Origin of the sequence: Kocuria oceani (assembly GCF_029524215.1) — a bacterium.
Taxonomy (GTDB): Bacteria; Actinomycetota; Actinomycetes; order Actinomycetales; family Micrococcaceae; genus Kocuria; species Kocuria oceani.
This window is the reverse complement of sequence record NZ_JARAMH010000007.1, coordinates 203,480-215,903: the sequence shown is the minus strand read 5'-3', so window position 1 is coordinate 215,903 and position 12,424 is coordinate 203,480. Positions and strand designations below refer to the sequence as shown.

8 protein-coding genes are annotated in these 12,424 nt (G+C 76.2%); 3 read left to right on the top strand and 5 right to left on the bottom strand.

The genetic code is table 11. The features are described 5' to 3' along the window. Positions 1-34 precede the first annotated feature (34 nt). Complete coding sequence (holA, locus tag PU704_RS10140) at positions 35-1,036, bottom strand: DNA polymerase III subunit delta (RefSeq protein ID WP_277551242.1); 1,002 nt, start codon at positions 1,034-1,036, stop codon at positions 35-37. A 168-nt stretch (positions 1,037-1,204) separates the two neighbouring features. Here holA and PU704_RS10135 point away from each other — a divergent pair, with 168 nt between their 5' ends. Then, positions 1,205-1,999, top strand: a complete 795-nt coding sequence (locus tag PU704_RS10135) for an SDR family oxidoreductase (protein ID WP_277551241.1) — start codon at positions 1,205-1,207, stop codon at positions 1,997-1,999. 57 nt (positions 2,000-2,056) lie between these two features. On the opposite strand, the gene PU704_RS10130 is transcribed toward PU704_RS10135, so the two are convergent. The 3 genes from PU704_RS10130 to leuS form a co-directional block, all read right to left on the bottom strand. Next, entirely contained in the window at positions 2,057-4,681 is a 2,625-nt protein-coding gene (locus tag PU704_RS10130) for a ComEC/Rec2 family competence protein (protein WP_277551240.1), read from the bottom strand. Beyond that, positions 4,678-5,709 (bottom strand): ComEA family DNA-binding protein, encoded by a 1,032-nt coding sequence (locus PU704_RS10125; protein WP_277551239.1) that lies wholly within the window; start codon positions 5,707-5,709, stop codon positions 4,678-4,680. Before PU704_RS10125 ends, PU704_RS10130 begins: the two co-directional genes overlap by 4 nt. Before the next feature lie 238 nt (positions 5,710-5,947). Further along, positions 5,948-8,440: a leucine--tRNA ligase gene (gene leuS, locus PU704_RS10120; protein ID WP_277551237.1), complete on the bottom strand. Its 2,493-nt coding sequence runs from the start codon at positions 8,438-8,440 to the stop codon at positions 5,948-5,950. A 233-nt stretch (positions 8,441-8,673) separates the two neighbouring features. Between leuS and PU704_RS10115 the strand changes: the two genes are divergently transcribed. Both PU704_RS10115 and PU704_RS10110 read left to right on the top strand, forming a co-directional pair. Further along, positions 8,674-9,750, top strand: coding sequence for an alpha/beta fold hydrolase (locus PU704_RS10115; protein ID WP_277551236.1), 1,077 nt, complete (start codon positions 8,674-8,676; stop codon positions 9,748-9,750). Next, positions 9,747-10,862 (top strand): glycosyltransferase, encoded by a 1,116-nt coding sequence (locus PU704_RS10110; protein WP_277551235.1) that lies wholly within the window; start codon positions 9,747-9,749, stop codon positions 10,860-10,862. Before PU704_RS10115 ends, PU704_RS10110 begins: the two co-directional genes overlap by 4 nt. Before the next feature lie 22 nt (positions 10,863-10,884). Here the strand turns inward: PU704_RS10110 and PU704_RS10105 are convergent, their stop codons facing one another. Further along, positions 10,885-12,366, bottom strand: coding sequence for a glutamate-cysteine ligase family protein (locus tag PU704_RS10105; protein WP_277551234.1), 1,482 nt, complete (start codon positions 12,364-12,366; stop codon positions 10,885-10,887). Between the last annotated feature and the right edge of the window lie 58 nt (positions 12,367-12,424).

The following is a 12,424-nucleotide window of genomic DNA, read 5'->3' as shown; positions in this document are numbered from 1 at the left end:
GGACCCGTCACCGGGCGCGGCCGCCGCCGGCGGCTCAGCGGCGCCCGGACAGCGCGATCGTGGTGATCGCCCGCTCCACGGCGTAGGCCGGGTCCCGCCCCTCCCCCTTCACCTGGGCGTCGGCCTCGGCCAGCGCCCGCAGGGCGCGCACCAGGTCCTCCTCGGAGAAGCGGCGCGCCTCCTCCTGTGCCCGCTCGACCTGCCACGGGGCGGCGCCGACCCGCTGCGCGAGCTGGCCGGCGCCTCCGCGGGTGCCGTGCACCTGCGCGATCGTGCGCAGTTTCGCGGCCAGCGCCCCCACCATGGGCACGGGGTCCACGCCGGTGTCCAGGGCCTGGCGCCAGAGCTTGAGGGCGTTCTCCGCGCGGCCGGCCAGGGCGGCGTCGGCCACCTTGAACGCGGTGGCCTCGACCCGGCCGCCGTAGTACTTCTCGACGTCGTCGAAGGTGATGCTCTCCGGCCCGTCCGAGAGCAGCTGCGCGCACGCGGCGGCGAGCTCCGCCGTGCTGCTGCCGACCGCCGCCGCCAGGGCCCGGGCGGCGTCCGGCTCGATCCGGCGGCGGTGGGTGCGGAACTCCGTGACGATGAACTCGGACTTGTCGCGGTCGTTCTTCAGGGGCTTGCACTCCACCACGGCGGCGCCGGCGGCCTTGAGCGCGTCGAGCAGCTTCTTGCCGCGGTTGCCGCCGCTGTGCTCCCACAGCACGACGACCTCCGGGTCCGGGGCCTGGACGTAGGCGAGGCCGTCGGCCAGGCAGTCGTCGTTCATGGCCGCGAGGTTGGAGACGTGGATCAGCTTGGCGTCGTCGAACAGGGACGGGCTGGCCAGGGCGGCGAGCTGGCCGGGGGCGTAGGCGGCGGCGTCGACCGTGGAGAGCTCCACGGGACCGCGGCTGTCCTTGAGGAGGTCACGGACCCGGTCGCGGGCGCGGGCGGCGAGGTAGTCCTCCGGGCCGGTGAGCAGGACGAGCGGGGCCGGTTCGACGTCGCGCCAGGTGGGGCCGGCGGCGGGTGCGGGGCGCCGTGCTGGGGTCATGGCCGCGTCCTCCTGTGCTGGCGGCCGGACGGCCGCGGGTGGGGTCGCCCCCAGTTTCTCACGGGGCCGGGACACCGGAGGTTCGACGGCGACCCGGTGGTGACCCGGCCTCGGCCGACATCGCGCCGCGGTCCCCGATCGGCCCCGCGGCTCGCTAGCGTGGGGTCCATGACGCAGAACACGAGCACCGAAGAGCACAGCACCGGCACGCACACCGGGAAGGTCGCGGTCGTCACCGGGGCCTCGACCGGGATCGGGGAGGCCACCGCCCGCCGGCTCCGCGCCGCCGGCTGGACCGTCTACGCGGTGGCCCGCCGCGCCGAGCGCCTGGAGGCCCTGGCCCGGGAGACCGGGGCCGTGCCGGCCCCGTGCGACATCACCGTCGACGCCGAGGTGGAGGCCCTGCGGGAGCAGGTGCTCGCCGAGCAGGGTCGGGTGGACGCGCTGCTGAACATCTCCGGCGGGGCCCGCGGCACGGACCGGGTGGCCGACGCGAGCACGGAGGACTGGGCCTGGATGTACGAGGTCAACGTCCTGGGCACGATGCGGATCACCCGGGCGTTCCTGCCGGCGCTGCGGGGCAACGGCGAGGGCACGGTGCTGAACCTCACCTCCCTGGCCGCCCACCGGGCCTACGAGGGCGGGGCGGGCTACAACGCGGCGAAGTTCGCCGAGCGGGCCATGACGGAGGCGCTGCGCCTGGAGGAGGCCGAGCACAACGTGCGCGTGGTGGAGATCGCCCCGGGCCTGGTGCACACGGAGGAGTTCTCCCTCAACCGACTGGGCGGGGACCAGGAGGCCGCGGAGGCGGTGTACGCAGGCGTCGAGAGGCCCCTGACCGCGGCGGACGTGGCCGAGGTCTGCGCCTTCGCCGTGGAGCTGCCCCACCACGTGGACCTGGACACCGTCACCATCAAGCCGGTGGCCCAGGCCGCACCGCACAAGGTGATCCGCGCCGGCTGACGCCGCCCGGCGCCCCGGGGCAGGGAGGGCCCGGGAGGGGACCGGGCGTCCCCCGCGCTAGCCGCCGACGGGCAGCGCGCGCAGCCGGGCGCCCTCCCGCAGCAGGCGCACGCTGCCGTGCTGGTCGGTGCGCACGAGCGGCACCCCGGCGTCCCGGAGGTGGCCCAGGATCTGCGGGTGCGGGTGTCCGTAGTCGTTGTCCCGGCCCACCGAGACCACTGCCAGCGCCGGGGTGGCCGCGTCGATGATCGCGGTCCCGCCGTTGCGGGCGCCGTGGTGGGAGATCTTGAGCACGTCCACGTCCAGCTGCGCCCCGGCGGAGCGCAGCAGGGACCGGGCTCCCTGCTCCTCGAGGTCGCCGGCGAGCAGCCAGGACGTCGCGCTCCCGTCCGCCCCGGTGAGCTCGGCGCGCAGCACCAGGGAGGCGTTGTTCTCCTCGGCGGAGGACGCGCCGCCCCAACGGCGCGGGGCGGCCGGTGGGGCGAGGACGGTCAGGCGCAGGCCTCCCACGGTGCGGGTCTGCCCGGGTGGGGGGCGGTGGGCCGCCACGCCGGGCAGCTCCTCCCCCAGTTCCGGCGGCGGGTCGGGGTCGGCGGTGCCGTACCAGACCTCCGCCGCACCCCCGAGCCGCGCCACGGCGGCCAGTCCCCCGGTGTGGTCGGCGTGGGCGTGGGTGAGGACCAGCAGGTCGAGGTGCTCCACCCCGCTGTCCTCCAGGCACCGCTGGAGCGCCCGCGGGTCCGGGCCCGTGTCGACCAGCACGGCCCGCCCGGGGGCCGTCCGCAGCAGCACGGCGTCGCCCTGCCCCACGTCGCACAGCACCGCCTCCCACGGGGGTGCCGGGCGGCGGGCGTCCGTGAGGGCGCGCAGGGCCAGCACGGCCAGCAGGAGCAGCAGCAGCGCCGCCGTCGCCGTGCGCCGCCGGCGCCGCCGGCGGTCGCGGTCCCGCCAGTGCTGCTCCGGCACCGCCGGAGGCGCCGGTCCCCCGCGCAGGGCGCCCGCCACGGGCCGGGGGCGGCGCCGCCGCACGTCCACCAGGTGCACGGCCCCCACGGCAGCCGCGCTCGCCGCGGCCATCAGCACGGCTCCGGGGACGCCGTCCGGCCACGGGGCCAGGGCGCCGGGGGCCGCGGCCAGGGTGCGGGCGGTCCCGGCGATCAGCAGCGTGCCCCAGCCGCCCACCGTGAGCGGCAGGAGGGCCGCGGTCTCCCCCGCCGGCAGGTGCAGCGCCAGCAGCCCCGCGAGCCCGCACACGGTCACCGCCGGCACGACCGGGGCGGCGACGACGTTGGCGACCAGGGCGTAGACGGGCACGGCGGGCTGCAGCAGCACGAGCACCGGCGCGCACCACAGCTGGGCCGTGGCCGGGACCGCGACCGTGAGCGCCAGCGCGTCCGGCATCCACCGGCCGAGCCACCGGGTCAGCGGCCGGGCGGTGACGACGATCCCCGCGGTGGCCAGCACGGACAGGACGAAGCCGTACTCGGCGGCGAGGGCCGGGTGCAGCACGACGAGGACGAGCACAGCGCCGGAGAGGGTGGCGAGGGACACGGCGGTGCGCCCGGTCAGCAGACCGAGCGCGGCCAGCCCGCCCATGGTCGCGGCGCGCAGCACGGAGGGGTCGGGTCCCACGAGGAGCACGAAGGCGCCCAGGGCTCCGAGGCCGGTGAGCAGGCAGGTGCGGCGGCGGGCGCCGAGGACCAGCGCGGCGTGGCCGGCCAGGACCGTGACGAGCGCGCAGTTGGACCCCGAGACGGCGGTCAGGTGGGTGAGCCCGGTGTCCTGCATCGCCTGCTCCAGCTCCTCGCCGAGCCCGGAGCGCTCGCCGAAGGTCATGCCGGGGAGCAGCCCGGCGGCGTCGGGGCCGAGCGCCGCGGTGCTGAGCACGAAGCGTTCCCGCACCCGGTCCCGCGCCGTGGGCGGGGCCGCCGGGAGGACGGTGGGCGGGGCGGCGGCGCGCAGGGTCGGGGGCCCGGGGGCCGGGTCGCCGGCCGCCACGAGCGCCGCGGTGATCCGCCGGCCGGGAGTCAGCGCGGACCAGGCGGGGCCGTCGGCGAAGACGGTGACCGTGGCCTCGGCGGGACCGGTGCGGCCGCGGTGGGTGAGTTCGTGCAGGACGAGCTCGAGCACCACGCCGGTGCGGTCCTCCCCGGCGGGACCTGCCGCGGGGGCGGTCCACGGGCGGGGTCCCTCGGCCACGTCGGCGGTCACGACCAGGGTCCCTCCGCCGGCCAGGGCCTCGCCCAGGGCGCCGGAGGTGCCGGTGTGCCGGTCGGCGGAGGCGCTGAGCAGCACGGCGGTCATCGCCAGGGCGCTGAGCGCGAAGCTCGACCAGGGCGGCCCGTGCGGCGCCCGGTCCGGCCGGACGGTCGGCGGGACACGGACCCCGCTCCGGCCGAGACCGCCCCGGACGAGATGGGTGCGGACGAGATTGGTCCGGGCGAGATTGGTCCGGGCGAGGACGGTCCGGAGGAGGACTGCGGCCAGGACCAGCGCGGCGAGGTACCCGCCCGCCGCGGCCGCGGTGCCCGCCGGGGTGAGGTGGGTGCCGAGCAGGCCGGTGAGCCAGGCGCCCACGGCGGCGGGGACGAGCCGGAGGTCCCACGTGCGGCCCGGAGCACGGGCGTCGCGGTGCTCCTGGTGCTCCAGGGCGCGCGCCCAGCGGGCGGCGGGGCCCCTCACACGGTCACCAGCGGGAGCAGGGCCTCCAGCAGGGTGGGGCCGATGCCGGGCACGGCGTCGAGATCGGTGGTCGCGGCGAAGCCGCCGTGCTGGTCGCGGAATTCCACGATCCGTCCGGCCAGCACCGGACCGACCCGGGGCAGGGCCTCCAGCTCCGCGGCGGTGGCGGTGTTGAGGTCCAGGGTGCCGCCGGGGGCCGAGGCGCCGGAGCCGCCGGCCGCGGCGGCGCCCGTCGCGCCCGCGACCGGGGCCGGGGGCTGCACCGGGGTGTCCGCCGGGGGCACCGCGCCCTCGTCCGGGACGAGCACCTGCTGGCCGTCGGTCAGCGGCGCGGCGAGGTTCACCGAGTCCGCCGCGGCGTCCGTGAGCCCGCCCGCGGCCTCGACCGCGTCCACCACCCGGGCCCCGGGCGCGAGCTCCACGACACCGGGCCGGGCCACCTCCCCGGCGACGTGCACGCGCAGGGATCCGTCACTCCCGGGGGCCGTGGAGGCCGCCGGCCCCGCTCTTCCTCCGGGGGCGCCGCCGGCCACCGGAGCGGGACTGCCCGTGGACGGCGTGGGATCCCCGGAGACCCCGATCTCGGCGAGGGCGAGCTCCCCGCCCGCGCCGGCGTCCTCCCCGGGGGCTCCGGGGCCGAGGACCGCCCACCCGAGCCCGGCCACCGCGGCGGCGGCGAGCACGAGCAGGGACCGCGGGACCCGGGTCCGCGCGGCGGTCTCCCAGCGGTGGGCCGGGTCCGGCCGGGCGGTCGCGTCCGCACCGCGCCGGCGGGGCTCCGACATGTCCCCGCCGGCGCCGGTTCCTCGTCCGCCGTCGGTGCCGGCCCCGGCGTCCGGGTCCGCGCGCGTCGCGGCCCCGTCGTCCGGACCGGGCCCCGGCGCGGGGCGCGCGCCGGCCCCGGTCTCGGCGAGGAGCGCGGCCAGCCGCTCGGCGGGCAGGCTGGGCAGGCCCGGGTGCCCGGAGGAGGTCGGGTCGGGCGGGGCGGAGGGTGCGCGGTCTCGTCCGCGGGACACGGTGCCGGTCATGGCTCCAGCCCACCCCGGACGGAGGGACCGCGGGGCCGGTCGTGGGCTCGGTGGGGACCGCCCGCGGCAGGCCCGCGCCTGGGGAGGGCGGGTGCCGGGTCAGCGCCGGCCGCGGACCGCGCGGCAACCGGGCCGCGCCGCGGGGCGCTGCACGACCGCGGCGCGGGCGGGCGGCGCCCCGGCGTCGTCGGTCACGTCCGCGACCCGCCGGCCGCGGTCTGACCCGACGGGGGCCGGGTCAGGCGACGATGTTCACCAGCTTGGGCGCGCGCACGATCACCTTGCGGATCTCGGCGTCGCCCAGCTGCCGGCGGATCGTCTCCGAGGCCAGGGCGAGCTCGCGCAGCGCGTCCTCGGCGATGTCCGCGGGGACCTCGAGCCGGTCCCGGACCTTGCCCTTGATCTGCACCACGGCGGTCACGGTGTCGTCCACCAGCAGGGCCGGGTCGACCTCGGGCCAGCCGGCCACGACGACGGAGCCCTCGTGGCCCAGGGTGTGCCACATGTCCTCGGCGGTGTACGGGGCCACGAGCGAGAGGACCACCGCGACGGCCTCGACGGCCTCCCGCACGGCCGGGTCGGCCGGGCCGCAGCCGGAGTCGATGGCCTTGCGGACCACGTTGACCAGCTCCATGGTCTTGGCCACGACCACGTTGAACTTCCCCGCGTCCAGCAGCTGCGCGGCGTCGTCCACGGCCCGGTGGGCGGCGCGGCGCACGCCCTGGTCCCCGGAGGCCGGGTCGGCGCCGGGCGCGCTCGTCACGTCCTGGGCCAGGCGCCAGGCCCGGGCCAGGAACTTCTGTGAGCCCTGCGGGGACACGTCCGCCCAGTCCACGTCGTCCTCGGGCGGGGAGGCGAAGACCATGGTCAGCCGCACGGCGTCGACGCCGAACTCGTCCAGCTGCTCCCCCAGGTCCACGCCGTTGCCCAGGGACTTGGACATCGCCTTGCCCCCGTTGAGCACCTGCCCCTGGTTCAGCAGCGCCTTGAACGGCTCGGTGAAGTCCACCAGCCCGAGGTCGTGCAGGACCTTGGTGAAGAACCGGGAGTAGAGCAGGTGCAGGATCGCGTGCTCCACCCCGCCCACGTACTGGTCCACGGGCAGCCACCTGCGGGTCTGCTCGAGGTCGAACGCGGCGTTCTCGTCGTTGGGGGACGCGAAGCGCAGGTAGTACCAGGAGGAGTCCACGAACGTGTCCATGGTGTCGGTGTCGCGCAGGGCCGGCCCTCCGCAGGCGGGGCACTCGACGTTGACCCAGTCCTCGGCCGCGGCCAGCGGGGAGCGGCCCTTGGGCGCGAGCTGCTCGCCGCGCAGGTCGTCGGGCAGGCGCACGGGCAGCTGCTCCTCGGGCACGGGCACCTCCCCGCAGGCCGGGCAGTGCACGATCGGGATGGGGGCGCCCCAGAAGCGCTGCCGGGACAGCAGCCAGTCGCGCAGCCGGAAGTTGACCTGCCGGTTGCCGGTGCCGGCGGCCTCCACGATGGAGATGGCCCGCTCGATGGCCTGCGCCTTCTCCAGCCCGTCCAGCTCGCCGGAGTTGATCAGGGTGCCCTCGCCCGTGGTGGCGATCCCGGTCACGGCCGGGTCCTCCTCGCCGGTGTCCAGGACCGCGCGCACGGGCAGGTCGAAGGTGCGGGCGAAGTCGAGGTCGCGCTGGTCGTGGGCGGGCACGGCCATGATCGCGCCGGTGCCGTAGTCGGCGAGCACGTAGTCGGCGGCCCACACGGGCAGCTTCGCCCCGGTCAGCGGGTTCACCGCGTGGCGGCCCAGGAACACGCCGGTCTTCTGCCGGTCGGTGGCCTGGCGCTCGATGTCGGACAGCGCCTTGACCTGCTCGCGGTAGGAGGCCAGCTCCTCGGCGTGCTCCGGGGCGACGATCTCTCCGGCCAGCTCGGCGTCGGCGGCGACCACGAAGAACGTGGCGCCGTGGAGGGTGTCGGGGCGGGTCGTGAACACGGTGACCTCGCGGTCGGACCCGTCCTCGCCGGCGCCCTCGATGGCGAAGCGCACGTGGGCGCCCTCGGAGCGGCCGATCCAGTTCCGCTGCATGGCCAGCACCCGCTCGGGCCAGTGGCCCTCGAGCGCGGCCATGTCGTCGAGCAGGCGGTCCGCGTAGTCGGTGATCTTGAAGTACCACTGGTTCAGGGCCTTCTTCGTCACCGGGGTGCCGCAGCGCTCGCACGCGCCGTTGACGACCTGCTCGTTGGCCAGCACCGTCTGGTCCTTGGGGCACCAGTTGACCGGGGAGTTCTTCCGGTAGGCCAGGCCCTTGGCGTGGAACTGCAGGAACAGCCACTGCGTCCACCGGTAGTACTCGGGGTCGGAGGTGTGGATCTCCCGGGTCCAGTCCGCGCTGATGGCGTAGCGCTGGAACGAGGCCTTCTGCGTCTCGATGTTGGCGTAGGTCCACTCCGCCGGGTGCGCGTCGCGCTTGATGGCGGCGTTCTCGGCCGGCAGCCCGAAGGAGTCCCAGCCGATCGGGTGCAGCACGTCGTAGCCGCGCTGGCGCCAGTACCGGGCCACGACGTCGCCCATGGCGAACGCCTCGGCGTGGCCCATGTGCAGGTCCCCCGAGGGGTACGGGAACATGTCGAGCACGTAGCGCCGTTCCCGGGAGCCGTCGTCGAGCGGCTCGTAGACCTTCTGCTCCGCCCAGAACGACGGCCACGCCGCCTCGATGGCGCGGAAGTCGTATCCGGTGCTCTCGGTCGTGTGCTGCTGTTCGGTCACGGTCCTCGCCTTCGCGGTGGTGGACCGCCGCCGGCCAGGGAGCGGGCGGCGGGCGGTCGCGTGGGCGCACCCGGGCATCACAGGGACCCGGCGGTGCGCCGACGGTGGTGGAATCCGTCCCATCCTAGCCCAGCGGCCCCCGCGCCCGGCCCGCGAGCGCCGGGGCGCAGCCGCTAGCATCGACAGCGGGCCGGGGCGCACCGGGTGCTCGCGGGCCTCTCAGGGAGGACATCATGGCGGCAGGGACCGGCGCGCGGGACGCGGGGCCGGGCGAGGGGGTGCCGGGCAGTGCGGTGGAGACCCCGTACGCGGAGCGGCGCAGCCTGGTGCTGGACGGGCACAAGGTGCGCTACTGGTTCTACGACGTCGACCGGGCGCCCAAACCGCTGCTGGTGATGGTGCACGGGTTCCGGGGGGACCACCACGGGCTGCAGCTGCTGGCCGACCGGCTGCGCTCGCGGTACCACGTGGTGGTGCCGGACCTGCCGGGGTTCGGGCGTTCGGAGCGCTTCCCGGACCGGCGTCACGACGTGGCGGGGTACGTGGACTTCCTGCGCCGTTTCGTGGAGGAGCTCACCGTCGGGACGGTGCGCGAGGGCGGAGGCCGGCGCGGCATCGTGGTGCTGGGGCACTCGTTCGGGTCGGTGGTGGCCGCCCACTTCGCCGCGGCGCACCCGGGGATGGTGGAGCGGCTGGTGCTGGTCAACCCGATCTGTGAGCCGGCGCTGGAGGGCGGGCAGGCGCTGCTGAGCCGGCTGACCGTGGGCTACTACCGGCTGGGCCGGGTGCTGCCGCGGCGGCTGGGGCGGCGGCTGCTGTCGAGCTGGTGGATGACGGATGCGATGACGTCGGTGATGACCACGTCGCGGGATCCGCGGGTGCGCGGCTACGTGCGCCATCAGCACCGGGCGTACTTCTCGGCGTTCGCGGACCGGGACGTGCTGCTGGAGGCCTACGAGGCGTCGGTCTCGCACACGGTGGCGGAGGTGGCGATGCAGCTGGGGATGCCGACGCTGCTGGTGGTGGGGGCGGAGGACCCGCTGGGCTCCGTGGCGGCGCAGCGGCGGATGGCCTCGTGGGTGCCCCGGCACCGGTTGGAGGTGCTGGAGGGCGTGGGGCACCTGATCCACTACGAGGCGCCGGCGCGCACGGCGGAGCTGGTCCACGAGTTCCTGACCTCCCCGGCCCCGGAGCCGGTGGAGCTGCACGAGCAGCTGCCCGCGGCCGACCTCGCGGGCCCGGACACGGGGCCGTCCACCGCGCCGTTCACGGGGCTGCAGCGGATCGTGCGGCGGGGGCGGAGCCGGTGAGGCTGCTGATGGACGCCCGCTACACGCGGATCGGGCGGCACGACGGGATCAGCCGCTACGGGGCCGGGCTGATCGAGGCGATGGCCGGGCTGGCCGGGAGCACGCCGGACTTGGAGCTGGCGGTGCTGGTGAGCGATCCGCGGCAGCTGGGCATGCTGCCGGAGGTCCCGCACGTGCGGGGGCCCTCCCCGGTCTCGGCGTCGGAGGCCGCCACGGCGCTGGTGCTCAACCGGTACGCGCCGGACGTCGTGTTCTCCCCCATGCAGACCATGGGCTCGGCGGGACGGCGGCACGGGCTCATCCTGACCCTGCACGACCTGATCTACTACGACCACCCCACCCCGCCCGGAGACCTGCCCGCGGCGGTGCGCGCGGGCTGGCGGGCCTACCACCGGGCGTGGTGGCCGCAGCGGGTGCTGCTGGACCGCGCCGACGCCGTGGTCACCGTCTCGCGGACCACCCGGGAGCTCATGGCCGCCCACCGGCTCACCCGGCGCCCGGTGCACGTGGTGCCCAACGCCGCCCCGCCCGGTGCGGTGCTGCCCCCGGAGCAGGCCCTGGCGCGGCTGCCGCGGCGGGGGCGGCTGCTGCTGTACATGGGCTCGTTCCTGCCCTACAAGAACGTGGAGACCCTGGTGCGCGCGGCGGGGCGGCTGCCCGGGTACGAGCTGCACCTGCTCTCGCGCATCTCCCCCGCCCGGCGGGCGCAGCTGGAGGCCCTGGTCCCGGCGGGGGCGCGCGTGGTGTTCCACGACGGGGTGGACGACACCGAGTACGCCGCCCTGCTGGGGCGGGCGGCGGCGCTGCTGACGGCGTCGCGGGCCGAGGGCTACGGGCTGCCCGTGGTCGAGGCGATGGCGGCCGGGACGCCGGTGGTGTGCAGCGACCTGCCGATCTTCCGGGAGGTCGCCGGGGAGGCCGCCGCCTACGCCGCCCCCGACGACGACGCCTGCTTCGCCGCGGCGGTCCGGGCGCTGGAGGACCCGGCCCGGGCCCGGGCGCAGGCGCTGGCGGGGCTGGAGCGGGCCCGGGCGTGGTCCTGGGCGGACTCGGCCCGGGAGTTGCTGGCCGTGGCCCGGGGCGTGCACGAGCGGCGCTCGACCCGCCGGTGAGCGGGTCCCGCCGCGGCCGGGCTCAGGGCAGCGGCCAGGTGTGCACGGGCTCGTTGCGGGCCATGTGCCGGGCGTAGCGGGCGAGCATGCCGCGCAGCGCGGTGGGCCGGTCGGCGCCCTGGGCCTCGAGGCGCTGGACCGCCTGCGTCTGCCAGGTGGCCCCGTTGACCCCGGCCACGCACCGGGCCTCGATGATGCCGAGGTAGCGCTCCCGGACCTCCGGGGCCACGCCCCACTCCTCCAGGCCCTGGTGCGCCAGGGGCAGCAGGTGGCGCAGCACGAGCTCGTCGACGCACAGCTCGCCGGCGCCGGGCCAGTACAGGCGGGCGTCGATCCCGTCCCGCGCCGCGCGCTCGAAGTTCTCCGCGCAGGCGGCGAAGCTCATCCGTGTCCACACCGGGCGTTCCTGCCGGGCCAGGACGCGCACCGCGCCGTAGTAGAACGCGGCGTTGGCCAGCACGTCGGCGATCGTGGGTCCCGCCGGCAGCACCCGGTTCTCCACCCGCAGGTGCGGCACGCCGCCGACGACGTCGTAGATCGGGCGGTTCCACCGGTAGATCGTCCCGTTGTGCAGCCGCAGCTCGGCCAGGCGCGGGGCCCGTCCCGCGGCCAGCTCGGCGGCCGGGTCCTCGTCGGAGCAGTCGGCCAGCAGCGCCGGGAAGTAGCGGACGTTCTCCTCGAACAGGTCGAAGATCGAGGTGATCCAGCGCTCGCCGAAGAACACCCGTGGCCGCACCCCCTGGTTCTTCAGCTCGATCGGCCGGGTGTCGGTGGACTGCTGGAACAGCGCGATCCGGGTCTCCGCGTGCAGGCGCCGGCCGAAGAAGTAGGGGCTGTTGGCCGCGAGCGCGACCTGCACGGCGGACAGCGCCTGGGCGGCGTTCCAGTGGGCGGCGAAGCCGGTGGGGGCGACCTGCAGGTGCAGCTGGACGCTGGTGCACGCCGACTCGGGGGCGATGGAGTCGCAGTAGGCGTCGACCCGCTCCCCGTCCGGTCCCTCGAGGTCCAGGCGGATGTCCTCCCCGCGGGCCACGAAGATGGAGTCGTTGAGCGCGCTGTAGCGGTTGTTGGCGCTGATCCACTCCCGCTCGTAGTGCTCGGGCCGGAGCGTCGGGAGGATCCCGATGGCCATGATCCGCGAGCCGGTCTCCCGGGCGCGGGCGTCGGCGGCGTTGAGCGAGGCGCGCAGCTCCTCCTCGAGCTCGAGCGCGGCGCGCCCGGGCAGCGGGCGCGGGGGGACGTTGAGCTCGATGTTGTACTGGGCGAGCTCGGTCTGGTAGCCGGGGTCGGCGATGGCGGCGAGGACCTCGGCGTTGTGGAAGGAGGGCTCGAAGTGCTCGTCGACGAGGTTCAGCTCGATCTCCAGCCCCGTCATGGGGCGGTCGAACTCGAAGGAGCTGCGGTGCAGCATGAGCTCGAAGACGTCGAGGTCCTGCCGCACCTTCTCCCGGTAGCGCTGGCGCTCCTCGCGCGTGTAGCTGCGGGAACGGACCTCTTCTCCCACGGTGACCTCCCCGGACGACGGCGGCGGCACTGCCGCTCGGTCCCACCCCACCACACCG